General features: G+C 63.3%; 21 protein-coding genes. 4 read left to right on the plus strand and 17 right to left on the minus strand.

The genetic code is table 11. The features are described 5' to 3' along the window. Positions 1–14: 14 nt before the first annotated feature. The 8 genes from AB4Y31_RS20190 to AB4Y31_RS20225 all read right to left on the minus strand — a co-directional run bounded on the left by AB4Y31_RS20190 (position 15) and on the right by AB4Y31_RS20225 (position 11225). On the minus strand, positions 15–1181 hold the full coding sequence (locus AB4Y31_RS20190; protein WP_368675922.1) for a glycosyltransferase family 4 protein: 1167 nt from the start codon (positions 1179–1181) through the stop codon (positions 15–17). Between the two features lie 17 nt (positions 1182–1198). Further along, positions 1199–2401, minus strand: a complete 1203-nt coding sequence (locus tag AB4Y31_RS20195; RefSeq protein ID WP_368675476.1) for a glycosyltransferase family 4 protein — start codon at positions 2399–2401, stop codon at positions 1199–1201. After that, on the minus strand, positions 2398–3954 hold the full coding sequence (locus AB4Y31_RS20200; protein ID WP_368675477.1) for a glucose-6-phosphate isomerase: 1557 nt from the start codon (positions 3952–3954) through the stop codon (positions 2398–2400). The genes AB4Y31_RS20195 and AB4Y31_RS20200 overlap by 4 nt, the downstream gene beginning before the upstream one ends. Beyond that, a complete protein-coding gene (locus AB4Y31_RS20205) occupies positions 3903–4826 on the minus strand; it encodes a glycosyltransferase family 2 protein (RefSeq protein WP_368675478.1) in 924 nt (307 codons plus the stop codon). Before AB4Y31_RS20205 ends, AB4Y31_RS20200 begins: the two co-directional genes overlap by 52 nt. A 46-nt stretch (positions 4827–4872) precedes the next feature. Continuing rightward, a complete protein-coding gene (locus AB4Y31_RS20210; protein ID WP_368675479.1) occupies positions 4873–7116 on the minus strand; it encodes a polysaccharide biosynthesis tyrosine autokinase in 2244 nt (747 codons plus the stop codon). Positions 7117–7120: 4 nt separating this feature from the next. Next, positions 7121–8299, minus strand: coding sequence for a polysaccharide biosynthesis/export family protein (locus tag AB4Y31_RS20215; protein ID WP_368675480.1), 1179 nt, complete (start codon positions 8297–8299; stop codon positions 7121–7123). Positions 8300–8318: 19 nt separating this feature from the next. After that, positions 8319–9740, minus strand: coding sequence for a UDP-glucose/GDP-mannose dehydrogenase family protein (locus tag AB4Y31_RS20220; RefSeq protein ID WP_368675481.1), 1422 nt, complete (start codon positions 9738–9740; stop codon positions 8319–8321). 75 nt (positions 9741–9815) lie between these two features. After that, positions 9816–11225, minus strand: a complete 1410-nt coding sequence (locus AB4Y31_RS20225; RefSeq protein ID WP_368675482.1) for an undecaprenyl-phosphate glucose phosphotransferase — start codon at positions 11223–11225, stop codon at positions 9816–9818. A 278-nt stretch (positions 11226–11503) separates the two neighbouring features. Between AB4Y31_RS20225 and AB4Y31_RS20230 the strand changes: the two genes are divergently transcribed. After that, positions 11504–13084 carry a mannose-1-phosphate guanylyltransferase/mannose-6-phosphate isomerase gene (locus tag AB4Y31_RS20230; RefSeq protein ID WP_368675483.1) on the plus strand — a complete coding sequence of 527 codons (1581 nt, stop codon included), beginning with the start codon at positions 11504–11506 and terminating at the stop codon, positions 13082–13084. A gap of 99 nt (positions 13085–13183) precedes the next feature. On the opposite strand, the gene AB4Y31_RS20235 is transcribed toward AB4Y31_RS20230, so the two are convergent. The 5 genes from AB4Y31_RS20235 to AB4Y31_RS20255 all read right to left on the minus strand — a co-directional run bounded on the left by AB4Y31_RS20235 (position 13184) and on the right by AB4Y31_RS20255 (position 18875). After that, positions 13184–14158, minus strand: a complete 975-nt coding sequence (locus tag AB4Y31_RS20235) for a transposase (RefSeq protein WP_368675484.1) — start codon at positions 14156–14158, stop codon at positions 13184–13186. 519 nt (positions 14159–14677) lie between these two features. Further along, positions 14678–15259: a DUF3501 family protein gene (locus tag AB4Y31_RS20240; RefSeq protein ID WP_368675485.1), complete on the minus strand. Its 582-nt coding sequence runs from the start codon at positions 15257–15259 to the stop codon at positions 14678–14680. 27 nt (positions 15260–15286) lie between these two features. Beyond that, on the minus strand, positions 15287–16624 hold the full coding sequence (locus AB4Y31_RS20245; RefSeq protein WP_368675486.1) for a heterodisulfide reductase-related iron-sulfur binding cluster: 1338 nt from the start codon (positions 16622–16624) through the stop codon (positions 15287–15289). 189 nt (positions 16625–16813) lie between these two features. Further along, positions 16814–17236: a rubrerythrin family protein gene (locus AB4Y31_RS20250; protein ID WP_018440094.1), complete on the minus strand. Its 423-nt coding sequence runs from the start codon at positions 17234–17236 to the stop codon at positions 16814–16816. A 247-nt stretch (positions 17237–17483) separates the two neighbouring features. Further along, the gene (locus AB4Y31_RS20255) at positions 17484–18875 is read right to left on the minus strand and encodes a trehalose-6-phosphate synthase (RefSeq protein ID WP_368675487.1); all 1392 of its coding nucleotides are present in this window, start codon (positions 18873–18875) and stop codon (positions 17484–17486) included. A gap of 403 nt (positions 18876–19278) precedes the next feature. Here AB4Y31_RS20255 and AB4Y31_RS20260 point away from each other — a divergent pair, with 403 nt between their 5' ends. Beyond that, the gene (locus tag AB4Y31_RS20260) at positions 19279–21384 is read left to right on the plus strand and encodes a putative bifunctional diguanylate cyclase/phosphodiesterase (RefSeq protein ID WP_368675488.1); all 2106 of its coding nucleotides are present in this window, start codon (positions 19279–19281) and stop codon (positions 21382–21384) included. A gap of 103 nt (positions 21385–21487) precedes the next feature. Here the strand turns inward: AB4Y31_RS20260 and AB4Y31_RS20265 are convergent, their stop codons facing one another. The 3 genes from AB4Y31_RS20265 to AB4Y31_RS20275 all read right to left on the minus strand — a co-directional run bounded on the left by AB4Y31_RS20265 (position 21488) and on the right by AB4Y31_RS20275 (position 22913). Next, positions 21488–21694: a hypothetical protein gene (locus AB4Y31_RS20265; protein ID WP_368675489.1), complete on the minus strand. Its 207-nt coding sequence runs from the start codon at positions 21692–21694 to the stop codon at positions 21488–21490. A 14-nt stretch (positions 21695–21708) separates the two neighbouring features. Then, positions 21709–21876: a hypothetical protein gene (locus AB4Y31_RS20270; protein ID WP_018440098.1), complete on the minus strand. Its 168-nt coding sequence runs from the start codon at positions 21874–21876 to the stop codon at positions 21709–21711. A 143-nt stretch (positions 21877–22019) separates the two neighbouring features. Next, positions 22020–22913, minus strand: a complete 894-nt coding sequence (locus AB4Y31_RS20275; protein WP_368675490.1) for a LysR family transcriptional regulator — start codon at positions 22911–22913, stop codon at positions 22020–22022. A gap of 86 nt (positions 22914–22999) precedes the next feature. Between AB4Y31_RS20275 and AB4Y31_RS20280 the strand changes: the two genes are divergently transcribed. Continuing rightward, the gene (locus tag AB4Y31_RS20280) at positions 23000–23776 is read left to right on the plus strand and encodes an NAD(P)H-dependent oxidoreductase (protein ID WP_368675491.1); all 777 of its coding nucleotides are present in this window, start codon (positions 23000–23002) and stop codon (positions 23774–23776) included. A 31-nt stretch (positions 23777–23807) separates the two neighbouring features. Here AB4Y31_RS20280 and AB4Y31_RS20285 read toward each other — a convergent pair whose 3' ends face one another. Beyond that, on the minus strand, positions 23808–24200 hold the full coding sequence (locus AB4Y31_RS20285) for a DUF427 domain-containing protein (RefSeq protein WP_368675492.1): 393 nt from the start codon (positions 24198–24200) through the stop codon (positions 23808–23810). 233 nt (positions 24201–24433) lie between these two features. Here AB4Y31_RS20285 and AB4Y31_RS20290 point away from each other — a divergent pair, with 233 nt between their 5' ends. Further along, positions 24434–25495, plus strand: coding sequence for a HoxN/HupN/NixA family nickel/cobalt transporter (locus tag AB4Y31_RS20290; protein ID WP_368675493.1), 1062 nt, complete (start codon positions 24434–24436; stop codon positions 25493–25495). Positions 25496–25741 lie beyond the last annotated feature (246 nt).

Genomic DNA, 25741 nt, shown 5'->3' on the forward strand with positions numbered 1-25741 from the left:
CCGGTTCGAACGGCTCAAACCGACCCTTGCGCGACCGCTTCCCGGTAGACCTCCGCCACGCGCCGTGCAATGACCGCGTTGTCGAAGTTGGCGCGCGCGAAATCGCGGCACGCTTGCGCGCCGGGCATACGCAAGCCGCCAGCGAGCGCCGAAGCTATCCCATCGGCCAGCGCCTCGGCTCCCGTGGCCGGCAAAACCAGATCGCGTGAGAGCCCTTCCACGGCTTCGGGGAGCCCGCCAACGGGCGTGACGAGCACCGGCGTGCCCGCCGCGAGCGATTCGGCCGTGATCAGCCCGAATCCTTCGAGCGCCACCGTCGGCACGACGCTGATCGTCGCGGCGCGATAGAGCTCCGGCAATCGCTCGTCGGGCACGAATCCGAGCAGCTTGACGTCGTTCTCGAGCCCTTTTTCGACGATGCGCCGCTGCAACTCGTCGGCGAGCCGGCCTTTGCCCGCGATCAGCAGCATTGCATCGGAGCCGCGGCGCTTCTTGAGCAGCGCCATCGCATCGATGAGGTCCTCGAGCCCCATGCGCCGCACCAGCCGGCGCACGGTGAGCACGATCGGCCGGTTCTGCGGCAATTGCAAACGCTGCCGTGCGCTCCAGCCGGGCGTGTCGATATCGAAGCGCGCGACATCGACGCAGCCCGGCACGACGCGCACGCGTTCGGGCGACACGCCGTAGCGCGACGTCAGGATCCGACCAAACGCAGCGGAAAGAACGATGAAGCGCGTCGAGCGCGCATAGACGCTGCGCTCGACCCAATGCTTCGCGCGTTGCCCCAGCGTCGCCGCGCCTTCCACGCCGCTCTCGTCGGCCCAAGGCCCCTGGAAATGCGAGACTTGCGCGATGTCGCGCGTGACATCGAGCCCCGGCCACGTGTAGAGCGCGAAGTGCGACGAAATCACGTCGGGGCGCTCTACGCGAATCGCCTTGGCCACCGCGCGGCGCGCGGCCATCAGGCGCAGCGGCAGCGCTTGCGCCGCAGGCCCGAAGCCGTGAATGGCGCCGTCGGTGTCGTGCGCGACACGCGGCGAGCCCGCCACCATGCCGCGCACCGCCACCCCGGCGCCGGGCAGCGCACGCACGAGCGAGTAGTACATCCGATCGAGCCCACCGGCTCGCTCGGGAAACCAGTGCATGCCGATCTGCAGTGACTTGAGGGCGCCTCGGCCCATCTCGATCCTTTCGATTTTCATTCGGTCTCGCCCCCTTCCATCTGCATCCAACGGTCCGTCGAACCCACCCGCTCTCCTACTTGGTCCGATTTGAAACGCACCACGCGTCGATAGATCTCCATGTATTGCGCGCCCATCCGCTCCCAGCCAAACCGTTGTGCCACCCGGCTCGCCGCCGCGCCCATCGCGCAACGCAGCCGTTCGTCGCCGGCGAGCCGGCCGACTGCACCGGCGAGCGCGTCCACATCGTCGGGATCATCGAGCACGATTCCGCACTCGGGATCGATGATTTCCGCGCCGCCCGCGGTGCGCGCCGTCACGACGGGCAGCCCGGCCGCCATTGCCTCCAGCAACGACAGGCTCATCGCTTCGTAGCGCGACGGGAATACATAGGCGTCGACGCAGTGCATGAGCGCCGGGACGTTCTCGACGAAGTCCAGAAAATGAACGCGGCCGGCGACGCCGAGCGCATGCGCTTCGTCCGGATAGGGACTGCCCTTCACGCTCCCCGCGACTACCACATGGACATGGGGCGGCAGGCGCGGCAGTGCACGCAACACGGTGCCGAGGTTCTTGCGCGGCGTGCGCAGGTCTCCGGCAAAGAGCAGCAGGAACCCGTCGTCGGCCAAACCGAAAGCGGACCTCGTGCCGCTCGCCTCGGCAAACGCCCGCGTGTCGACGCCGTTGTGAACCACTTCGATCTTCTCCGCCGTTATGCCCGTCTCCCTCAGCTCGGCAGCCACTTTCTGCGACACCGCCGCCACGACGAGCGATCGACGGTACGCCCAGCGCTCGAGCCGAGCATTCACGCGCGTGTAGACATACTGATAGGCCGAATGCAGGCCCCGCGTCAGCCCGTACGGATAGTAAGGACTCCTCATCCATCCGCCGTGCACGAAGTGAGCGGTATTGACGTCGGCACGGACCCAGGAGATGAACCCGTTGACGTGAAGCACGTCGTACTCACGGTGGTGCTTCCGAAGCCAGGCGGCGCTCTTGATCGCGAAGAGCTGATGACGCAACAGATTCGTCGGCCATGCACGCGGGATACGAATCGGCACCCAGCGTACGCGTGGATCGGCGAGCAGCGCAGGCGACACCTGCGACGCGACGAGCGTGACCTCGCACCCTTGCGCGAGCGCGGCAACGGCGACTTCGTAATTGACGCGCCCCTGTCCGTCGTTGTGACGGACAGCGTGCGTGACGATCGCGATCTTCATGTACGGGATGCCTCGTCGACTGAGGGGGGAGCAAGCAAAGCAGCGGCGTGCTCGCGGAGTTCGCGCGCCCGCAGTTTTTGCCAGTGCGCACCGGCAATCAACGAGGCCATGCTCGTGTAGAGCAGCAACCCGCCCGTACTGACGAACGAGTTCGTGAACACCAGCATCGCGAAGACAGAGCAGGCGAGCGCGAGGCACGCCGACGAAAACTTGTCGTCCCCGAGCGAAAAGGAAGCCCGTATCGCGCGCGCAAGCAGCCAGCCGATGCCGCAGAGATAGAGGAGCGTGCCGGGCCAGCCGAGCACGAATGGAATGTTCATGACGCCGCTGTCGAAGTTGCCGTACTTGCCGAGCTGACTGCCGTTGCCGGGCTGGCTCAGCTTCGTCGATGTTCCCGTCGCCCCGAGCCCCGTTCCGGCCACGTTCGTGAACGCGGTTTCGGCGAACGTCGCGTAGAACTGATTGCGCGCCGCGTAGCTTTGATCGTTGTCGAGGTTCGAGACTGTCTGCAAACGCGCGGACAGACGCTCGGCGACAGGCCCGACCGCGAGAAGCGGCAGTGACAGGCCAGCCAGCACGGCCAGACCGAGTATCGTGCGAACGCGCACGCGGTTGCTCGATTTCGCGAGCTGGATGACGAGCGCGATGATCCAGCCTCCCCATGTCGAGCGCACGAGCGAAAGGCCGAACGCCGCAAATCCCGCCGCGGCCGCCACCCAGCGGAAACGCTGCGTTGCCGCCGGCACGAGGACGAGCGCACCCATCATCGCGAACGCGAAGGGGCCCGACGAATTCATCGTGCTGAAAACGCGCACGCCCATGCGGACCGGGTCGCCTTCGGAATTCATTTGCGAGCCGATCATCCACATCGCGTCCCAGGCCGGCATGAAGAAGAACTGCACCGCGCCGTAGATGCCCATGACGAGCATCCCCCAGACGAACGTCGAGACGATGGCGTCACGGTACTGCGGATAGTCGCGAGAATGCGCGATGATGTGCAGTGCCACCAGCACCGGGTAGAGCCAGTTCGCGAGGTCGTAGGTGGCCGCGAGCGGTCCGCTCGAACCGATGCCGACGATGTAGGCGTAACCGATCGCGACGAGGATCAACAGAATCGGCAAGCCGCGCCACGTGCCGAGCAGGCGATAGCGCCGTACGAGGCCGATCCCGCAGATCATCGTTACCGCCACCGGCGCGATCTGGATGAGGCTCGTCGGCGTGTAAGCGCCTTTGACGTAGTCCGCGAAGCGTCGTACTTCGGGGCTCAGAAACCACATCCACCAGACGAACCCGACGTAGCGCGCCGGGCTCATGAAAAACAGCCACAATCCGACGAGCGTCGCGAGCGCGGGGAATGCGAGCGTGAGCAGCGTGCCCTGATGCGCGGCGCAAAGCATCGCCGTCGCCAAGGACAACAGCGCCTGCGGCAACCAGTGCTTCGGATCGGATCGAGCCAGCCGACCCAGCCCAGCGCTCGCACGCGCGGAAGCGAGAAGCGCCGTCACCGCGTCACCCTGCGCGCATCGTTCGCGCCGAGCCGCGCCGCGCGCCATCGCTCACGCACGGCCGCACGGTTCCTCGATGCGAGCGCGAGCAGCGGATGAAGAAGCCCCGGGTACACGCGCGTGCCGACGAGCATGTACCACCACCACGCGATGCCCCGGCGCAGCGGTGGCAAATACTCGCGCAACGTCAGATGGAGGTTGTACGCCGCGTTGCGTATCGCGGTCGTCGACTGGGCATCGCGCTGGCTGTCGCGAATCCGCGGCGCGGGGTAATGGTCGACGGCGACCAGGGGGTCGTAGACGAGCTTCCAGCCGGCGCGCTTCACGCGCAGGCTGAACGCCATGTCGTTGTGAACCTGGGCACCGCCGCCGCGCAGCCGCTCGTCGAAGCGAATGCCGGCAATGGCGGCGCGCCGATAGCTCATGTTCGCGCCCTTGAGCACGTCGACTTCGCGAGCCTCGCCCACCCCGAGGTGATGATTGCCGATGACCTTGCCCGACGCACGGAGCTTCCCCACGCACGTCCTCGAGGCGTCGAGCACAAGCCCGCGCTCGTGGACCCAGTCCCGACCGCCGAGCGCCCCAAGGCGCGCATCGGCCGTGAACGCCGCCGCGATCCGTTCGAGCCAGTCGGGCCGCGGGGCTGCATCGTCATCGGTGATCGCGATGATGTCGCCCGCCGCCGCATCGAGTCCGCGGTTCAGCGCCGCGACCTGCCCGGCCACTTCGATCGTCACGCAATCGAGGGCGAGCGCGCCCCGCAAAGTGGGGTCCATCAAGACGGCCTGGCTCGCGTAGTCGTCGGGACGCAAGACCACGAGCACCTGATCGGGCCGACGCGTCTGCCGCGATAGCGCGTTCAAGCAGCGGGCGAGATCATCCGGGCGCCGATACGTGGGAACGAGGACCGTCAACTTCATGAGTGCTCCGGTTTTTGTGCGATCCGCGGGATCTGGCCGCGGTCGTTCAAGCGTTGAGATAATCGCGAACCGCTGCATACCCCGCGCGCGAGAGCGCATGAGAGCGATATGGCACTGCATTGAAGATGCCGCCTTGCACACGCACGCCCGCTGTCGCGAGGCGCTTCAACGACGCTGCGATGTCCGCCTCGGCATGCATGCCCGAGCGAAGGACGACGAACGAGCTGCCCGCCAGCGCCGCGACGACCGAGGCATCCGTGACCGCGAGCAACGGCGGCGTATCGATCAGGATCACGTCATAGCGCTTCGCGAGCGCGTCGAGGTACTGACGTAGCCGCGGCGACATCAGAAGTTCCGAAGGGTTGCTCGGATGCGCGCCCGACGCGATGAAATCGAGCGTGCCGACGGCTGTCGAGCGAATCGCCTCATCGAGCGCAATCCCGCCGGCCAATAGCTCGGAAAGGCCGCCCTCGGACAGGCCGCCGAAATACTCGTGCAATGTGCCGCGGCGCATATCGCCATCGATCGCGAGCACACGCCTGCCCGAATCGGCAAAGAGCACGGCCAGGTTCGCCGTCATGAATGTCTTGCCGATGCGCGGAGACGGCCCCGTCAACACCATCACGTTGTTGTTGGCCTCCGCGAGCGCGAACTGAATCGAGGTGCGCAAGCTGCGCAGACTTTCGATGCAGGGATCGTTCGGGCGAGCGAGCGCAAGTATCGGCCTTGGGCCGAGCTTGCGACTGCGCGCATAAGCTGCATCGAGCCGCTCCGCCTCGTGGCTCGCCGGCACCAGACCGTAGAGCGGCAATCCCGCACTGCGCTCGACGCGCTCTGGGTCCTCGATGCCCTTCAGCATGTTACGGCGCACGAACACGAAGCCCGTGCCCGCGATGAGCCCGAGCATCGTCGCGGCCGACAGAATCAACACCTTCTTCGGCTTGATGGGATCGCCCGGGCGCAATGCCGCATCGACGAGATGCACATTGCCGCCGGTGCCGGCTTTTTGCACCGAGAGCTCCTGGATCCGGTTCAGCAACAGCTCATAGATGTCCTCGGCGACCTTCGCGTCGCGTTGCAGCGCGACCCCCTTCACCTCGGAGCTCGGCAGATTGCGAAAGCGTTCGGAGAAAGCATTGCGATCGGACTCGAGCCTGCCGAGTTGCTGCTGCGCCGCCAGGATCGCGGGATGGCTCGGGCCGTAGCGCTGCTTCAGCGCCGCGATCTGCAGTTGCATCGCAGAGATTTGCTGATCGTACTGAATGCTGCCCTCGAGATAAGCCTTCGCTTCCTCGCTCGGATTGATCGACCCGGCCTTCTGCTGATACGAGGACAGCTTCGTCTCTGCGCGCTCGAGATCGGCCTTCATGCGCGGCTCCTCGCTTTTCAGGAAGTCGAGCATCTTCGTCGCCTCGGCCTGCCGCGCGCTCGTGTACTCCCGCAGATACGACTGCGTCACCGCATTGGCGAGCTCGGCCGCGCGAGCGGGATCCTTGTTCTGTAGCGCGATCTCGATCACGCCTGTCTGCTTGCCCTGCTCTTCGACATCGAGCGCCAACTGAAAGCCGGTGATCGCGTCAAGATCGTTCCAGCGCACTACGTTGAAGCGCGTACCCGCACGTGCCACCAGCCGCTTCACGAAAATTGTCACGCCGCCCCCCGATTCCGTTTGGCCCACACGGCCGTCGATGAGCAGATTTCCGTTCGGGTCGCGCAGCGCATAACGATCGCCGCCCAACGCCGTCATCGTGAGCTTCTTGCCTTCGAGAGCGGGCGTCACCTGCAAAGCGTCGACGTCCGCGATCTCGCCGCCCCATGCGTACGACGACAACCCGAGCCATGGCCGCGACGGGATACCCGGCGTGGCGAGCTTTTGCGCGAGACTGCCGATGAGCGGTACAGTCTTCGGCGTCACCGAGAAGTTGAGCTTGTATTGCTCGACGACGGGCGCGACGACACCGCGGCTCTTGATGATTTCAATCTCGGCATCGGTGGGGAGCGTGGTCGAACTGCCGCCGCCCGCCCCACTGCCGTTTTGCGTCTGCAGGCCCTGCGTGGCATTGCTCGGCGCTTCCACGCGCACGTGCGCGTCGGCCGAATAGGTCGGGCTGGCGAGAAAGCAGTAGAGCCCCGCCATCGCGACGACCGCCGCGGCGATGCCGATCAACCACCAGATGTCGTCGAGCACGACGCGCAGCAGTTGCCCGAGGACAACGTCCTCCTCGTCGGACTGAAACACAGCCGGCGGCAGCGCCGCGATCGATGGGGGCACGATAGGAGTCGTCTTCATAGCATCACCGCGTGAGCTGTCTCGTCAAAACAATGGTCTCCAGCGTCGGCAGCACCTGCTGGATCAGCCGGTTGAACTGCACCGCGCTGGCCGTGCCAACGTAGACGACATCGAACGGCTGCAATCGGAACTGCGTCGACAGCAGCAACGCATCGGGCTGCGTCATGTCGAGCCGATAGATGTCGGGAGCGTCCGGACGCGAGCTCATGCCGCGAATCACATACACCTGCCGTGGATTCGCGTCCGTATCGAGAATGCCGCCCGCGCTGGTCAGGGAGTCCGCGATCGTCAGCGACCCCCGGATCAGCTGGACGGCGGTGGGCACCTTCACTTCGCCGAGCACGAATACGCGGCTGTCCGAGCGATCGGGAACGTTGATGATGTCCCCGTCCTCGAGCATCACGTCCTGAGATATGTCGCCGCGATCGAGCAGCCCGTTCGCATCGAGCTGATAGAAACGTTTATGACGCATCAGCCGCACACGCTGAAGATCCGCGTTATCGGTCGAGCCGCCCGAGCGCGTGATCGCGTCGACGAGCGTCAGGGGCACGTCGGTGATTGCGAGCGGGCCCGGCGACTTGACATCGCCGGTCACCTGCACGCGCTGACTGCGATAGGCGAGCACGCGCACATCGAGTTGCGGCTTGTGCAGATACGGCTCGAGCGCCGCGGCGAGCTGGTCGCGGACCTGCTGCGGCGTCTTGCCGGCAACGTGAACGCGTCCGACGAACGGGAAGAAGATGGTGCCGTCGGCGGCAACCGTCTGTCCGTACGGGTCCGCTTGGCCGGGCAGCGCCGTCGTGTAGGGCTGCGCCAGCGCGCCCGCGATCGTTTGTGTCGTGTTCCCCCCCGTCGAGAACGTCGTGCCTTGCGGCGTGGTCAGCTCCGGATGGTCCCAGACGGTGATGCCTAGAATATCCTGAGGCCCGATGTGATAGACGTACTGCGATGCGCTGGAAAACCGAGACTCGGGCAACGGCTGCTGCGTCTGCGCCGCGTCTGCGGCCAGTTTGGCAATGACTTGGGCCGTGATCCGGTGCACGTCGTACATCTCTTCGTTCGCCGGCTGGTTCACCTCCTGCATATGCGACCTGTCGAGCGAATAGCCTGGCAGCGCGGAACAGGCCGTGAGCCAGGATACGAAGCCTGCGGTAAGGACCGGGAGTAGAAAGCGTCGAGTCATGGACGATCGAGGCAAGAAGTCAGGCGGAAAAGGCCGGCACAGGGCCACCGGGGCGCTTCGATCTCGCGGCGGTCCATGACGCGCCGGGCCGCCCGATCGAGTGGTACTCGATGCCGGCTTCGGCCAAGGCGAGCGGCTCGTAGAGATTGCGTCCATCGAAGACGATCGGATGCTTGAGCACTCGTGTGAGCCCCGCGAAGTCGGGGCTCTTGAAGGCCTTCCATTCCGTGAGCACGACGAGCGCATCGGCGCCCTCGGCCGCTTCCATCTGATCGTCGACGAGGGTGAGCCGTGACAGCGCCTCGGGCTTCGAGTGCAAATCCGCCGCGAACGCACGCTTGGCTTCCTCGAGGGCAACGGGGTCATAGGCTGCCACGCGCGCGCCGTGCTCGAGCAGAGTCGCGATCAGCACACGGCTCGGCGCCTCGCGCATATCGTCGGTTTCCGGTTTGAACGCCAGCCCCCAGACTCCGAACGATCTCCCGTTCAAGTCGTCGCCGAAGCGCGCGACGATCTTGCGGGCCAGCACCTGCTTTTGCGCCGCATTGACGGCGGACACGGCCTGCAGGATGCGCAATTCCTGCTCGTTTTCATGCGCCGTGCGCATGAGCGCATGAACGTCCTTGGGAAAGCACGAGCCGCCGTATCCGCATCCCGCGTAAAGAAAGTGATAACCGATGCGCGAGTCCGAGCCGATGCCGCGCCGCACCGCATCGATATCGGCACCGACGCGCTCGGCGAGATTGGCGAGCTCGTTCATGAACGAGATGCGCGTGGCGAGCATCGCGTTCGCCGCATACTTCGTGAACTCGGCCGAACGCACATCCATATGCAGCGTCCGCTCGTGATTGCGATTGAATGGTGCGTAAAGGCGTTTCATCAGCTCGCGCGCGCGTTCACCGAGCGCGTCGTCGTCGCAGCCGAGCACGATCCGCTCCGGGCGCGTGAAGTCGTCGATGGCCGCGCCTTCCTTCAGGAACTCGGGATTGGAGACGACCGAGAACAACGCATCTGAGCCGCGCAGCGCCAATTGCTCGGCAATCGTTGCCCGCACGCGTTCGGCCGTGCCCACGGGCACCGTCGATTTGTCGACCACAACGGTGAAGCGGGCCATATAGCGTCCAATCTCTTTCGCGGCCGCGAGCACGTATTGCAGATCGGCGGAGCCATCCTCGCCGCTCGGCGTTCCGACGGCGATGAACACGATGTCCCCGTGCTCGATGGCGGCTCGCACTTGCGTCGTGAACGTAAGCCGCCCCGCGCCACGATTGCGCGCGACGATCTCGCGCAAGCCCGGTTCGTGAATGGGCATGCCGCCCTGCTCGAGCGTGGCGACCCGGTTTGCGTCGACGTCGTAGCAGCAGACGTCGTTGCCGATGTCCGCCAGGCATGCGCCCGTCACAAGACCTACGTAGCCGCAGCCGATGATGGTCACGTTCATGTTTCGATGCCCTCGATAAGATGAGCCATAGCGGGGGTTAAGCGGAAAGGCCTCGCGTTCCCGCAGCGGTTTCGTTCAATAAGCGTTGCTGCCGGCAAATCCCTTCCAGAATGTAAGGACGACGATTTTGATGTCGAACCAGAACGTCCAGTTCTGGATGTAGTAGAGATCGAGCTTGACGCGCCCGCTCATCTTCTCGATGCGATCGGTTTCGCCGCGAAAGCCGTGGATCTGCGCCCAGCCCGTGATGCCTGGCTTGATCCGATAACGAAACATGTAGCCGTTCACGAGATCCTTGTAGAGATCGTCGTGTTCGAGCGCATGCGGCCGTGGTCCGACCACCGACATCTCGCCCTTCAGAACGTTGATGAACTGCGGCAATTCGTCGAGGCTCGTGCGCCGCAGAAAGCGGCCCACGCGCGTCACGCGTGGATCGCGGCGCGTCGCCTGCGTGATGCGCCCCGAGCTCTCCGCGTGCACCTTCATCGTGCGGAACTTGTAGATCTCGAACGCCTTGCCGTCCGCGCCGAGGCGCCTCTGGCGAAAAAACACCGGGCCCGGCGACGACAGCTTCACCGCAATGGCGATGACGAGCATGAGCGGCGCCAGCGCGACGAGCGCGGCGAATGCGAAAAGCCGATCGAAGACGAGCTTCGGCAACGCGCGCACCTCGCCCACCGGCGAGGCGACGAGATTGATCGCCGGTACGCCGAGCAGATCGACCACCTCCTGATTCAACAGCGTCAGGCTGCTCACGTCGGGGATGAAGCGAATGTTCACGAAGTCGTGTCTGAACGCCGTCACGATCCGATGAACCATGGGCTCGCGCGACATTGGCAACGCCAGCCACAGCTCGCGAATCGATCGACGCCTCACGAGCGCCAGGAGCTCGTCGAAGTCGCGCCTGAGCGGCACCCCCTCGATTGCACCGATACTCTCGCGCCGCGATTGCGATGCACCGTCACCCTGCGCGCCGTCCTCGTCGTCGAAGACGCAAACAGGCCAGAAGCCCGCCTCGGGATGCGCATTCATTCGCTCGATCAGCGACGTCGCGTAAGGTCCGCTGCCGACAATCGCGACGGACTTCCGATTGAAGCCGTGGCGGCGCAACCGTTTGAGCATCGTGTAGACGAGCACTTTGGCGCCGAGCAGCATCGAGATCGCCGAGCACGCCCAGAGTGCGAGCCACGTGCGCGAAAGCGCGTCGACACGATGCACGCTGAAGCTCATCAACACGCCCGCGGCTTCCACGACGAGCCAGGCAAGCGCCGTTCGCCAAAGGAGGTCGCCGAGCGGCTTGCCCCGCCATGAGCCATAAATGCCGAAGGCAGGAAAGAAGGCGACGACGAGCATGGCGTCGAATGCCACCGCAATGCTCTGCGTATCGCTGAGCCAAACCGGACGCCCGGCGTGCAGCGCGCCCGCCGCACACGCCGCAACGCTCACCAGCGCGACGTCGATCAACCGCGAGAGAAGGCCCAGCATCGCAACACCTCGATTTGACGCATCTATTCATGGGTATCCATGAAGCGCTATCAAAAAGCGAACGGCAAGCCGACGAATATTCGAAAAAATTTCAGCGGGGTTTACCGGATTATTTTTTGATTTTTTGTTGCTGGCTGACGCGTGCCCTGGGACCTTGCCCAGCCCTTCGGTGAGTTTCCTTAGTCGCGCTAACGGCTGCCGCCGAGCGCGCCGCTTTTATTGTCGATTTACTTCTTGCGACACTGAGCGGTACGTCATCACTACGCCGAGGAGCGAAGATGAATAGCCCCTACGCCGAGATTCGTTCGCTGCCTCACAAGCGACGGCAGCGCAAAGCCTCGACCCCGCCGGAGCCGACCGCAAGCGTGCAGACGCGATACAAGGTTCATCCGGTCATTCTCGCGGGCGGATCGGGCACGCGCCTGTGGCCCATGTCGCGCGAGCTCTATCCGAAGCAATTGATCGAATTGCTCGGCGACGAATCGCTTCTGCAATCGACGGCGCGCCGCCTCCAGGGCCTCGTGAGCGACCTGCCATTCGCCGATGAAGTGACCGTCGTCTGCGGCGACGAACATCGTTTCACGACCGCCGAGCAATTGCGCGCGAGCGGAGTGCGCGCGCGCATCGTGCTCGAACCGATTGGACGAGATACGGCACCCGCGCTCACGATCGCCGCGCTCGACGCATTGGCTCGAGGCGGGGCCGACTCCGACGCGGTGCTCGTCGCGATGCCCGCCGATCATGCCGTTGCCGACGCGGCTCGCTTTCATGCGGCCGTCGTTGCCGGAATTCGCCACGCGGCGGACGGGATGATTGCCACGCTCGGCATCGTGCCGACGCACGCGGAGACCGGCTATGGGTATCTGCGGCTCGGCGAACCGCTCGCAGCGGACGGCGAAGACGGCTCAGACCGCTCCGCTCACGCGGCCCGGCGGCTCGCGCGCTTCGTCGAAAAGCCGCATCTGGAGCTCGCGCAGCAATACCTCGCCTCGGGCGAGTATTGGTGGAACAGCGGCATTTTCGTCGTGCGCGCCTCGACATGGCTGCACGCGGTCGACCGTCTGGAGCCCGCGATGTACGAAGCCTGTGTCAACGCACATTCGCACGGCACGCTCGACGGCGATTTCTTCCGCCTCGATCGCGAGGCGTTCGCCGCATCGCCTTCGAACTCGATCGATTATGCGGTGATGGAGCGGCTCTCCAGCGACGACACGTTGCGTGGCGGCGTGGCCGTGCCGCTCGAGGCCGGCTGGTCCGACGTAGGCTCCTGGGACGCGATATGGCAGATCTCGCGAAAGGACGCCAGCGGCAACGTCGTGCGCGGGCGCGTCCTGTTGGAGGACACCCAATCGACGCTCGCGCATTCCGAAGGGAGGCTGATCGCTTGCGTCGGCACCCGCGATCTCGTCGTCGTGGAAACGGCCGATGCTGTGCTCGTCGCGGATAAGTCCCGCGTACAGGACGTGAAAAAGGTCGTCTCGCGACTCAAGGCGGAGCATGGCGCCGAAGCCGCGAACCACCGCAAGGTTCATCGCCCGTGGGGGTACTACGACTCGATCGATACCGGTGAGCGGTTCCAGGTGAAGCGTATCGTCGTCAAGCCCGGCGCACAGCTCTCGCTGCAAATGCATCATCATCGCGCGGAGCATTGGATCGTCGTGCGCGGCACGGCTCGCGTCACGCGCGGCGAAGAGACGTTCCTGCTTTCGGAAAACGAATCGACCTACATTCCCCTCGGCGTTTCGCACCGACTGGAAAACCCAGGCAAGCTGCCGCTCGAGATCGTCGAAGTGCAATCCGGCGCGTACCTCGGCGAAGACGATATCGTGCGGTTCGACGATACCTATGGACGAAGTTGAGTCGCCGGCTTGCACGACGGCTGCCAGACATGCGGCGCTTGGCCGATCGGCCGCGATTGGACAAGCGCCGCTACGTCGAAGTCTGACTCGTTCCGACCACTAAGCGTGATAAACGACCTCGGGCGGCTTTGAGTCGCCCCGGCCGTCCTGATGCAGCAGCCAATTCGCCTGGCGTTCCGCAGAGTCCGCCCCGAGCTCGCCCACGGTGCCCACCGCCGCCAAATCCGCGATCGTCGCGGCCCTCGGCGCGGGTTCAGCGCCCCCCTCGGCTCTCTCCGCCGGGAACGCGGCATTCGCATCGGCGCCCGCGCTCGTCATGACAGCGACAGCGCTGGTACGCCGATCGATCCAATCGCGCGCCCATTCGAGCGCGTGTCGTTGCGCGCCCTCATGATCGGGGAAAGGCGGCCCGATGAGACCGGACCGCTCGACCCGCTTGCCGTCTTTCACGATCTCCGCCGAGGCACGGTATGAGAGTGTCATTTGCCTCGTCGCCGGCTGCGCGATCGCGTGAATCGTATAGCCGCAATAGTCGTCACTCCGCTTGTGGATCTCCGCGACGCTGATCGCGGGCGCGCCATGAGGCGCAAATTCACGCATCGGCGGATGCGCGCTGCCCGAATTGTGAAGTGTCCGCGAGGACGCGATCGGCAAATCGCCCGCGCGATACGAGCACGCCCCCGCCGCCTGCTGCCACGATTCAGGATTGGTCCAGAACACGCCGCGCAAACGCGGCGATTCAGGAGCCGGCATCTGCTTCGGCGGCTCCGGCGCAACGGGTTGAGGTTGCGGCACGTACGTGAAGACGCGCCCGCCCTCCGAGAGGATCTTGACGATCTCGATCAGCGTGCCGTCGGCAAGCCATTCGTCGAAACGGCGCCGGCACGTGGGCCCCGACGGATAGCGCGCCGGCAACTTCGACCAGCGCTCCCCCGTCGTCAGAATCCAGAGCACCGCGTTGGCCACGATTCGCGTTTCGGCGCGAGGCCGCCCGCGTCGATGCGGATGGACAGGCTCATCGGCCGCAAGCGGAGCGATGCGCGCCCACTCATCGTCGTTCAAATCTTCGAACATATTTTTCTCCACGCAGCCTGGCCTGGCTGCGACGCTTGGCTTGGGCGTTCCGTCCAACGCCAAAGCCGCAGGTTGCACAAAATATTTTTGTTTTTGTGACAGCGACCAAATCCGCACAGCGGCAGTGCGGTTTTGCCCTCCGTTGAAGCAGAAAAGGCGGTCTCGCTCGTGCATGGAAAAAGTGTGCAGAAAACATACCAATCGAGCCTGCACACGGCTTAATACTCTTTCCGGCCGCGGGATACTCGTCGGGCCGGTGCCGGCGCCGACGGCGTATCGATGCTATGCCCTGTCGGAAAGAACAACGAGTCGCTATCTTAGAATATTTTTGCGTGTGCGCAAATGCCGAATGCACCATCTCTTAGCAGAAGTGCAAACAATGCATGCAATGCAAATATCGAAACCTTAATGCAATTCGCGGCGACTCGGATCCGGTATTATTTCCCGGCGAGGCGGAATTATTTTCGCACTGTAATATAAATGTAAGAAAAGGCGCCTCGGACGATTACCGCTCTAGCGCTAGCGGAGATCTTTGACCAGAGATGCGCGAACGCGCGGCTCGATTTCCTTGACCGGCGACGGATAGTTGGCGTGATCGCAACCAGCGAAAAGACGCGCTCCGTCGCGCAAGCGCGCCCGCATCTCTGGCGAGAGCTCGAAGCGCAGGAAATGGACGGCCGAAGTCTTTTCTTCGTTTTCGCGCTCCAGATCTTCATCGGCGACGGCATAGATGGGCGACTCGCCTTCGACTTGCAGGAATACGTGATCCTCTATGCCGATCAGCCGCCGCAATGCCGCGCGGCGCTCAATTTCGTTCTCGTACTCGATTTGCATCGTCGCCTTCAGATTGCTGCCATCGGGAAGCAGCGGCAGGTAGGCATCGAGCTCACCTTGTATGCCTTCCTCGTCGAAAATCTTTTCAATATGCAACATTTCTTGAATCTGGTAGCGAATCGTGATGTCGTCCTCGAACAGCAGCGTCAAATGATTCCCGAGCTGCACGACGCGATCCTTTTTATGCTCGATCACCTGCTCGCGCATTGCTTTTCTTGCTTTGGCATAAGCCTCGAGCGTCATCAATGAATTGCGGGAAATCGTCATGGAATCGCCTTCATAAAAAGCATTCGCTCAGATGTCATAAGCTCTGCGAAGCAGCGTCAGCGGATGCGCGAGCTGCGCTTCTCGCAGCCCTGCTTCCTCGATTCCCTGCTCGATGTGGTGCCCCGCGAGCTGGCAATCGGACGCGATGAACGCAGGTTCGCCCTCGGCCATCGCTTTGAAGACGGGGGTTCCAATCTTCATCGCGGTCCGGTGAAACTCCTTCTTCACGCCGAACGTTCCCGCGTGCCCCGAACAACGCTCGACGACTTTCACTTCCGTTCCTGGTACGAGAGAAAGCGCATCGAACGTCTTGCGGCCCAGGTTCTGCACGCGGCCGTGACACGGCACGTGATACGAAATCTTGCCGAGCGCCCGCTTGAAATCGGTCTTCAGCAGACCGTCGCGGTGACGCGAGACGAAGTATTCGAACGGGTCCCAGAATGCTTCGCTCACCGCGCGCACATCCTCGTCTTCGGGGAACATCAGCGGCAACTCATGCTTGTACATCAGGACGCAGCTCGGTATCGCCCCCATCAACGCGTATCCTTCGCGCGCATACCGCATGAGCACCGGCATGTTCTTTTCCTTTTTCGCGGCCACGCCTTCGAGGTTGCCTTGCTCGAGCAGCGGCATCCCGCAGCACGCTTCGCTCGCCACGAGCACATAGGGAATCTCGTTGTGCGTCAGCAATGCGAGCAGGTCGTGTCCGATGCCGGGCTCGTTGAAATTGACGTAGCAGGTCGCGTAGATCGCGACCTTTCCCGGCGTCCGCTCACCGTCGCGCACGGGTAGCTGCGGTGATGATTTCGCCGAGCGGCGAAACTTGCGCGGGGCGAACGCCGGCAACCAGGCTTCGCGATCCACGCCGAGTGCCGATTCCATCATGCTGCGGGCTGCCTTCGTGCGATTCACCCGGTTCACGGTCTGCGTGACGATCGGAATTCCCGCGAAATGGCCGAGCGCATCGGTGTTCGAAAGCACCTTGTCGCGCAACGCCACTTCGCCTCGCTTATAGCGGGCCGCCTTCGCGCGCAGCATCAGATGCGGAAAGTCGACGTTCCACGGGTGCGGCGGCACGTACGGACATTTCGTCATGTAACAGAGGTCGCACAGGTAGCACTGGTCTACCACATTCGCGTAGGACTGCTTATCGACGTCGTGCGCCTCGCCGCTGTCGGTCTCATCGACGAGATCGAACAGCGTCGGGAACGCGCCGCACAACGATACACAGCGCCTACATCCCGCGCATATGTCGAAGACGCGGGCGAGCTCGTGGTCGATGGCGTTCTGGTCATAAAACGTCTCGGAGCGCCAATCGAGCGGATGGCGAGTCGGCGCTTCAAGGCTGCCTTCTTTGTGGGGCATGAGTCGGCGCTCCTCCGTGGGGACGCACTACCTGCGAGGACTCGTTGTGACGGCCGTTCGTAGGAACTCGCTCGACCGCTGCCGCGCAGGATAGATGCAATGCAATCAGCCGATCTCGCGGAGCCGAGCAGCGGACAAGCGGCGAGAACGCCTCGCCGAGACCGGCGAGTACGTCCTCGACGGCTTCTTTCAGTCGTTCAGCGCCTCGAGCGCCTTCGTATAGCGGTTTGCGTGACTGCGCTCGGCCTTGGCTAGCGTCTCGAACCAGTTCGCGATTTCGTCGAAGCCTTCTTCGCGAGCGGTCTTCGCCATGCCGGGGTACATGTCCGTGTACTCGTGCGTTTCACCGGCGATGGCCGATTGCAGATTCTGCCGTGAACTGCCGAACGGCAGACCCGTGGCCGGATCTCCCACCGCCTCGAGGTACTCCAGATGGCCGTGGGCATGGCCTGTCTCGCCTTCGGCCGTAGAGCGGAACAATGCCGCAACATCGTTTTGCCCCTCGACGTCGGCCTTGGCCGCGAAATAGAGGTACCGCCGATTGGCTTGAGACTCACCGGCGAACGCGGCCTTCAGGTTGTCTTCCGTCTTGGAGCCCTTCAACTGCGCCATCTCATCCTCCTTCGTGGGCCGGGACACGTCGCGAAGGCACGGCACGCCCGGCCATCTGTTCGGGTTTGCGGAAAAACGTCGCGCGAGAAGCGGCGCCAGCGTCGAGCAAGCGCTGCCTTTTCTAATCTAGAAGGTCGGGGGCACGTTCCCCAATTGGCATTTTCTATGCGGGCGATAGTGTCGACGCGCTCGCGTGCCGCGATGCAACAAGAAACCAAGACAAGCCATGGCTCGCACGTTTCGCGCATCAGCCGGTCTCGCGAACGGACTCTTCCAACATCTCGATGAAGGCCTTGCGCCACCAATGGACGTCGTACTTGCGGATCGTTGCCATCAGTGCCGAATGCCGCTCGACGCGTTCGCCGAGCGGCATGGTCAGCGCGCGCTGAATCGCCTCAGCGGCGCCGTGCGCATCGTACGGGTTCACGAGCAACGCCTGTTTCAGATGCTCGGCCGCGCCGGCGAAGCGCGAGAGCACGAGAACACCGGGATCCTCCGGATCCTGAGCCGCGAGAAACTCCTTGGCGACGAGATTCATGCCATCGCGCAATGGCGTCACGAGCGCGACGCGGCTTGCACGATAAAGGCCCGGCAAGCGCCTGCGCGCGACGTTGCGATGGATGTAGCGCACCGGCATCCAGTCGAGCTCGCCGTAGTCCCCGTTGATTGCACCGCAGAGGCTATCCATCTGCCGACGTAAATCGTCGTAGGCTCCGAGGTCCTCTCGACTCGGCGCCGCGATTTGAATCAGCGTTGCACGCTTGCGGTTTTCCGGATAGTGCTCCAGCAAATAGCGCATAGCGCGTATGCGCTGCGGCAATCCCTTCGAATAATCGAGCCGGTCCACGCCGAGCAGCAGCTGCCGCCGAGAGTACTCGGCGCGCATTCGCGAGAACATGTCGACGCCCTCGCGGGCGTCGGCCATCGCCGCGAATTCGCCCACGTCGATACCGATCGGGAACGCGGCGACGCGCAGCGTCCGATTGAACGCCCGCAGATAGCCGTCCGTCAGCCGCTCCGCCCCCAGTTCCCAGTGGGCGTAGTCGAACAAGTGCCGCATATCGGCCTCGGTTTGCAGACCGACGAGGTCGTAGGCGAAGAGCGAGCGGACCAGCCACTCGTGCTCGGGGATCGCGGCCAAGAGCGGCGGGGGCGGCACGGGAATGTGCAGAAAGAACCCGATCGGGTTGCGGCATCCCATCGCCCGCAGCTCGGCGGCGAGCGGGATAAGGTGATAGTCGTGGACCCAGACGATGTCGCCCGGCTCGAGCAACGGGAAAAGGCGCTGCGCGAACAGCTGATTGACACGGCGGTAACCGCTGCCGAAACGCACGTCGAACTGCGCGACGTCGAGACGATAGTGAAACACCGGCCACAGCACGTTGTTCGCGTAGCCGAGGTAATACGTTTCGTAGTCCTGCTGACTGAGGTCGACGGTGACCAGCTGCACTTTGCCGACCGTCTGCGTATGGACGCCGTTGTGACTGCTCGCAACGGAGGCATCCACAGTCTTGCCGCTCCAGCCGAACCAGATACCGCCCGTTTGCTGAAGGCCGTCTCTGATCGCTACGGCCAGTCCACCTGCCGCGGCCTTGCGCGGATCCGCTACACGATTCGACACTACGACTAGACGGCTCACTAGCGCTCCTTTTGAAAACGGGAGTTGTTTGTGAGCGGCATTGGTGATTTATTTATTGCCGCGAGTTTCCTCTTCGGTCCTCTCCTGCCGTGGCGTCGTGCTTGGTCGCTCGTTACTTGGGCGAGCTGTCGTTGGATTGAGCATGGGATGCTAGCACAGTCGGGGTCGGAGGGCCATCCTTGCGCGCGCTGAAAACCGAATCCGTAGTAGTCCTACAAATCCAGTGCCCAGACGTCTGCGTACGCCATGACACGTTGTTCGGGCCGCCACCGCGAACGGGCGAAGTCATTTTTTTCGGTGGTTGGCGGTTCAGATAGTTCAGAATGGCGGACGCATGCCGATAGAGCGGCAGGGGTTGGCGTTTCGCGTAGCGCAGATGGGACCAGCGGAAAGGATGAGATCGATGTACCCAACAACGTATGACAATTTGCTCGTCTTCTTCTCGCTCGCGGTCGCGATCTTCACGTCCTATACCGCGCTCAACCTGTCAGGCCGGATCGCGACCGCACGAGGCCGCATCGCGCGCCTTTGGCTGGCGGGCGGCGCCTGCGCGATGGGGGCCGGGATCTGGTCGATGCATTTCATCGGCATGCTCGCTTTCAGCTTGCCGATTCCGGTCGGCTACGATCCGGAAATTACGCTGCTTTCCTTGCTGATTGCCATCGCGGCATCCGGTTTCGCGCTATGGCTCGTCACGCAATCGAACTTGCCATACGCGCGGCTCGCTTGCGGCGCGCTCGTGATGGGCATCGCCGTGGCCGGCATGCATTACACCGGAATGGCGGCCATGCAGATGACGCCTGCCCTCCAATATGACCCGCTGCTGCTCGCGCTGTCGGTGGTCATCGCGGTGGCGGCCTCGGGCGCAGCGCTCTGGATCACCTTCCATCTGCGCCGCCAGGCGACGCGACGGCCGTTTGCGCAGATGGGCGCCGGCGTCGTGATGGGCGTTGCGATCACCGGTATGCACTACACGGGGATGGCCGCCGCGCATTTTCCTGTCGGATCCGTATGCGGCGCTGCGCGCGGCGGCATCGACACCGGTTGGGTCGCGCTCGCGATCATCGTGGCGAGTGTGGCCGCGCTCGCGGTCGCATTGATCGTCTCCGTCCTCGACATGCGGCTGGAATCGAGAACCGCGGTGCTGGCCGCCTCGCTCGCGCAAGCCAATGCCGAACTGACGTTTCTCGCGCTGCATGACCGCCTGACCCAGTTGCCCAATCGGATCCTGCTCGAAGACCGGCTCGAGCAGGCCATCGCCAGCGCCAGGCAATCGCGCCGGCGATTTGCGCTGATGTACCTCGATCTCGACGGATTCAAGGCCATCAACGACGTGTTTGGGCATCCCGTCGGAGATGCGCTGCTCGTGGAAGCGTCGAAGCGGCTGCGAGGCGCCGCGCGCACGGAGGATACGGTGGCGCGCATGGGCGGGGACGAGTTCGTGCTGCTTGCGCCTGGTATTGAGCCGACGGATGCCGCAACGCTCGCCGACAACCTGGTCACGCTGCTGAGCGACTCCTATCTCATCGACGGGCAGGATCTGCGCGTCTCGGCAAGCATCGGGATCGCCTGTTTTCCCGATGACGGGGACGACCCGCATACGCTCGTCACGCATGCAGACGCCGCGATGTATCACGCGAAAGCCCTCGGGCGCAACGGCTATTGCTTCTTCGAAACGTCGATGAACGCCGATGCGCGCGAGCAGCTTCAACTGCTGCACGACCTGCGCCTCGCGCTTTCGCGAGGCGAATTCGTTCTCCATTACCAGCCGAAGCTCGCCGCGCCCGGTGGGCCGCTCTTGGGCGCCGAAGCGCTCGTTCGTTGGGCGCATCCGACCCGTGGGCTCGTCATGCCGGATCAGTTCATCCCGCTCGCGGAGCGCACCGGCACGATCGTGCCGATCGGCGAATGGGTGCTCGACGAGGCGTGCCGGCAAATGGCCCAATGGTGCAGCGCCGACCCGGCGTTGGCGAGCGATTGGAGCATCGCCGTCAACTTATCCGCCTTGCAGTTCGGAAATCCCGGACTCGTCGAGTGCGTGCGCGGCACGCTCGCGCGCCACGGGCTAGAGCCTCGTCGGTTGACGCTCGAGATCACGGAAACGACGGCGATGCGAGACGCCGCCGCCAGTCTCGCGATCTTGCAAGAGCTGCATGCGATGGGGGTACGCATTGCGATCGACGATTTCGGCACCGGATATTCCAGCCTGCTCTACCTCAAGCGGCTGCCGGCCGCCGAACTCAAGATCGATCGCGGATTCGTGCGCGATCTGGAGCACGATAGCGAGGATGCGGCGATCGTTTCGGCGATCGTCGCGCTCGGGCAAACGCTGAAGCTCAACATCGTCGCCGAAGGCGTGGAGACAAGCGAGCAGCAGGCGTTTTTGACTCAGCTCGGCTGCGACGCCCTTCAGGGATATCTGCTCGGGCGGCCGATGCCGCCGGCGCAGTTCGTGAAGACGTTCCTTCCGACGGGGATGTCGCTGGATCGCGCCGCATCGGCGGAGTAGCGCGCGCCTCCGCTGCTCCAGATTGGCAACTGCGGTTCTGTCAACGATGAAACTGCGCGCCTGGGGCGCCGTGCCTCGTCGAGCATCCACGCGCTCGAAAAGCTCACTGATAGAACTCGCCGGTCGAAGATGGGCTGTGCCAATCCATCCAGTCGTAGGACTCGGCGGTGTGGGCCCATGCCCAGTTTCTCGTCTTCGACCGCTCACCGGCTTTTCGCGAGATTGCGTTCGACGACACCGCTAGCCGGCCCTCGTTGCTCACGCAGCTTTGATCGGCGCTGCTCAAGACTTCCAAAGAATCGCGTTTCACTTACATTCTCCTTTCTACGCTTCCTGCCCTGCAAGCTCGTCTTGCACAGCCGTCGCCACGAGTTCCGCGAACGCTTCGAGCGCCTCGAGCGAACCATGCACAGATTGATATTCCTGCCGGCCGATCTTCGCTTCGAGGACAACCGTCATTCCCGATTTTCGTGCCAAGTCCAGAATGTCCATCTTGTGCTCCCTTCTTCAATTCCACCGCACGCTGAGATCAGCGAACACTTGCCTCTAGTCTATGAATCTCACGGCGCGCATCAATCGCCGCGGAATGAATTCACCGTTTTCAAATGAAGAACAATGCCCGTGCGGCCGCACCGTCAAACCGACTGAACGATGCACTCGCGCAACCATTGATGCGCGCGGTCTCGATGAGCGCGCTCGTGCCACAGCATCGAGATCTCGAAGCCGGGCACCTCGATGGGCGACTCCACGACTTCGAGCGCGTTGACGTTCCGGACGAGGCGTTCCGGCAACATGGCAACGAGGTCGGTATTCGCGATCACCGACATGACGAACAGGAAATGCGGAACGGACAGCACGACACGTCGCGACAGGCCGACTTCCGCAAGCGCTTCGTCAGTGATGCCATAAAACCCGCCGCCGTCGGGCGAGACGATTACGTGCTCGAGCGCGCGGAATTGCGCAAGCGTCGGCCGCCTTTTCAGGCGCGGATGACCTGCGCGGCCGACGAGCACGTAACGCTCCGTAAAAAGCGCCCGGCGACGCAAAGCGGACGGCGACCCGTCCGTCGTATGAAACGCGAGATCGATATCCCCTTGCTCTGCCTGCTTCGCTATCCGTGACGGGATCATCTCGAGCACTGCCAGACGCGTACGTGGGGCGGCCGAGCGCAGCGCATTCAGCGTCGGCAGCACGATGGTCGACTCCGTGTAATCGGTCGCCGCGACACGCCACGTGTGATCGGCTCCGGCAGGGTCGAAAGCGGTTGCCGGTGCCACCGCTTGCTCCAAAGCCTCGAGCGCTTGCCGCAACGGCTCGCGCAACTCGTCGCCTCGCGCGGTAGGCCGCATTCCTCTCGGCCCCGGCAGCAGCAACGGGTCTCCGAAAATCTCGCGCAGCTTGGCGAGTTGAACGCTCACCGACGGCTGAGAGAGGTTCAGGCGCTCGGCTGCGCGAGTCACGTTGTGCTCGGACAGCAGGACGTCCAGTGTCGCCAGCAGATTGAGATCGATCCGTCTTAGATTGACCACGACAATGCCTCGTATTTCAACAATTCATTTCAACTATAGCGGGCGAAACGTTATCTTGCTCTCGTCAACAAGATGGAGTTCGCTCAATGAACGTGCTTATCGTCTACGCTCATCCCGAGCCCGAATCACTGAACGGCTCGCTGAAGAATTTTTCGGTCAAGCGGCTCGAGAATGCCGGACACGTCGTCCAGGTATCGGACCTATACGCGATGAAATGGAAACCGACGCTCGACGCTGATGACTTCCCGGATAGCAATCCGGGTGCGCGCTTGGATCCCGCACTTGATTCCAAGCGCGCATTCGAGAACGGCACTCAGCCCGACGATATCGCATCGGAACAGGAGAAGCTGCTGTGGGCGGACGCGGTGATCCTGCAGTTCCCGCTTTGGTGGTTCTCGGTCCCCGCGATCCTGAAAGGCTGGGTGGAGCGCGTCTACGCGTATGGCTTCGGATACGGCGTGGGAGAGCACTCGGACGTTCGATGGGGCGACCGCTACGGAGAGGGCACGATGGCGGGCAAGCGCGCGATGCTCGTCGTGACCGCAGGCGGGTGGGAGTCGCATTACGGCCCGCGCGGCGTCAACGGCCCGATCGACGACATTCTCTTCCCGATTCAGCATGGGATTTTGTATTACCCCGGATTCTCGGTCCTGCCGCCGTTCGTGATCTATCGCGCGGGCAAGACGGATGAGGCGAGGTACGCAAAGATCTGCGACGAGCTCGGACGTCGGCTCGACGACCTTTGGAACACCACGCCGATACCGTTTCGCCCGCAAAACGCGGGCGCCTATGACATCCCCGAGCTGACGTTGCGGCCCGACATCGCGCCGGGCCAATCGGGCTTCGCCGCGCACGTGGCATAGCGGAGCCTGAGCGACGTGCCGCGCCGGCCGCTCAGCTGGCGGCGACGCCGGCCGGCTGCTCTTCGATCGAGTCGACGCGATCCGGATAGAAGGCGAGACGGCCACGGATCTCGCTGACCGCCTCGTAGGCGTGCTCGTAGGTCCATACGGCATTCACCGCTCGCTCGCCGCCGGACGGAATCGAGAAGTACGAGCAGTCGCCCTTGTAGGGGCAGTATGTCGTGTGATCGGTGCGCTGCAACGAGGACATGTCCACGTCCTGTCGCGGGATGTAGAAAACCGGTGGGTAGTTTGCCTCGCGCAACGTCAATGCGTCTTTCGTGTCGGCAATCACCTTGCCCGCCACCGTGACGATCACGCGAGACGGATTGCGCTCGATCGAAATCGGATGGTCAGGGCCGGGAATCTTCACTGGCTTCGTCATGGCGCCTCTCCTCGAGTTTGGCTCTTCAGGCGGGAAAGCTCGTGTCTGCGAGGCATTGTGGCACCAATCGACTTTTGCCGTTGAGACCTCGGCACCAGTGTGGGGAATCGCTCGCACGACCTCAAGCGGCGCCTCGATCTCACACGACCGGTTTCTTTTTGTCCAGCGATTGACTCCAATGTGAGGGGGTCTGTAGGCTTGCACGCTGGTGCTTGTCCACCAGGATCTCCTATATGCCTACCCTTGCGCAAACCACTTCACCCCAACAGAAAAGTCTCAGACGCCGCGTCATCGCGATCTATGGCGTCCTCGCCGCCTTCAACATCGGCGCCTGGGTCTGGGCCTTCATCGTCTTCCATGGTCACCCTCTGCTCCTGAGCACAGGGCTCCTCGCATACGGATTCGGCTTGCGCCACGCAGTCGATGCGGACCATATCGCCGCAATCGACAACGTAACGCGCAAGCTGATGCAGGACGGGCAGCGTCCCGTCACCGTCGGATTCTTCTTTGCTCTCGGGCATTCGGCCGTGGTCCTCCTCGTCGCGGCCGCCGTGGCCGCGACCGCGGCCGCCCTGGAAAGCCGCATCGAGGACTGGAAAGGCTTTGGCGGGGTGGTGTCGACGAGCGTATCGGCGCTGTTCCTGTTCCTGATCGCCGCAATGAACGTCGTTATCTTGCGAGGCGTATGGCGCGCGTTCCGCAAGGTACGCCGAGGTGAACCTTACGATCATGACGATCTCGACTTGCTATTGAACAGCCGCGGGCTGGTCGCCCGGCTATTTCGCCCGATGTTCCGCCTAGTCTCGAAGCCGGTCTGGATGCTGCCGCTCGGTTTCCTGTTCGGCCTGGGCTTCGATACGGCGACCGAAGTCAGCCTGCTCGGAATCTCCGCAAGCCAGGCGGCACAGGGGCTATCGATCTGGATTGTGCTCGTCTTCCCGGTGCTTTTCGCGGCTGGCATGTCGCTCGTCGACACGACCGACGGCGTGCTGATGCTCGGCGCCTACGACTGGGCATTCGTGCGCCCGATCCGCAAGCTCTATTACAACTTGACGATTACTCTCGTATCCGTTGTCGTTGCAGTGCTAATCGGCAGCATCGAAACACTCGGCCTGCTGGCGGGCCGGTTCAATCTCAAGGGCGCGCTTTGGGATCTGATCGGTACGCTCAACGACAACTTCAACAATCTCGGCTTCGTCATCATCGGCGTGTTCATTTTTGCGTGGCTCGCGTCGTTCGCGATCTATCGTGCGAAGGGCTACGACGAATTGCCCGTGCGTGCGGCAGAGCAGTAGCTGCCGAGCATTGGCGGACGGAAGGAACCCGCGCTCTTTACGATTTGCGAGGGTTCCGCAGGACATACAACGGACATCGCCGCAAATCAAGCGCGCATAGATTGACCTGTCATTCCATAGCACCCAGCAAATATGGAATATTTACCGAATTAACCATTTATTGACGATGAATCGGAAAAAACTGCGCATTATGCTCCATGAATAAAATTCTGGAGTTTTCAAAACTTTGCAAAGAATAGAATTGCG

The organism is Trinickia sp. EG282A, assembly GCF_040965455.1.
GTDB classification, from domain to species: domain Bacteria; phylum Pseudomonadota; class Gammaproteobacteria; order Burkholderiales; family Burkholderiaceae; genus Trinickia; species Trinickia symbiotica.

Excerpts from the sequence above, each read along its gene's own strand:
- AB4Y31_RS20190 (WP_368675922.1), bottom strand. The coding sequence starts at position 1,181 with ATGGGCCGAGGCGCCCTCAAGTCACTGCAGATCGGCATGCACTGGTTT.
- AB4Y31_RS20195 (WP_368675476.1), bottom strand. The coding sequence starts at position 2,401 with ATGAAGATCGCGATCGTCACGCACGCTGTCCGTCACAACGACGGACAG.
- AB4Y31_RS20200 (WP_368675477.1), bottom strand. The coding sequence starts at position 3,954 with ATGGCGCGCGGCGCGGCTCGGCGCGAACGATGCGCGCAGGGTGACGCG.
- AB4Y31_RS20205 (WP_368675478.1), bottom strand. The coding sequence starts at position 4,826 with ATGAAGTTGACGGTCCTCGTTCCCACGTATCGGCGCCCGGATGATCTC.
- AB4Y31_RS20210 (WP_368675479.1), bottom strand. The coding sequence starts at position 7,116 with ATGAAGACGACTCCTATCGTGCCCCCATCGATCGCGGCGCTGCCGCCG.
- AB4Y31_RS20215 (WP_368675480.1), bottom strand. The coding sequence starts at position 8,299 with ATGACTCGACGCTTTCTACTCCCGGTCCTTACCGCAGGCTTCGTATCC.
- AB4Y31_RS20220 (WP_368675481.1), bottom strand. The coding sequence starts at position 9,740 with ATGAACGTGACCATCATCGGCTGCGGCTACGTAGGTCTTGTGACGGGC.
- AB4Y31_RS20225 (WP_368675482.1), bottom strand. The coding sequence starts at position 11,225 with ATGCTGGGCCTTCTCTCGCGGTTGATCGACGTCGCGCTGGTGAGCGTT.
- AB4Y31_RS20230 (WP_368675483.1), top strand. The coding sequence starts at position 11,504 with ATGAATAGCCCCTACGCCGAGATTCGTTCGCTGCCTCACAAGCGACGG.
- AB4Y31_RS20235 (WP_368675484.1), bottom strand. The coding sequence starts at position 14,158 with ATGTTCGAAGATTTGAACGACGATGAGTGGGCGCGCATCGCTCCGCTT.
- AB4Y31_RS20240 (WP_368675485.1), bottom strand. The coding sequence starts at position 15,259 with ATGACGATTTCCCGCAATTCATTGATGACGCTCGAGGCTTATGCCAAA.
- AB4Y31_RS20245 (WP_368675486.1), bottom strand. The coding sequence starts at position 16,624 with ATGCCCCACAAAGAAGGCAGCCTTGAAGCGCCGACTCGCCATCCGCTC.
- AB4Y31_RS20250 (WP_018440094.1), bottom strand. The coding sequence starts at position 17,236 with ATGGCGCAGTTGAAGGGCTCCAAGACGGAAGACAACCTGAAGGCCGCG.
- AB4Y31_RS20260 (WP_368675488.1), top strand. The coding sequence starts at position 19,279 with ATGTACCCAACAACGTATGACAATTTGCTCGTCTTCTTCTCGCTCGCG.
- AB4Y31_RS20270 (WP_018440098.1), bottom strand. The coding sequence starts at position 21,876 with ATGGACATTCTGGACTTGGCACGAAAATCGGGAATGACGGTTGTCCTC.
- AB4Y31_RS20280 (WP_368675491.1), top strand. The coding sequence starts at position 23,000 with ATGAACGTGCTTATCGTCTACGCTCATCCCGAGCCCGAATCACTGAAC.
- AB4Y31_RS20285 (WP_368675492.1), bottom strand. The coding sequence starts at position 24,200 with ATGACGAAGCCAGTGAAGATTCCCGGCCCTGACCATCCGATTTCGATC.
- AB4Y31_RS20290 (WP_368675493.1), top strand. The coding sequence starts at position 24,434 with ATGCCTACCCTTGCGCAAACCACTTCACCCCAACAGAAAAGTCTCAGA.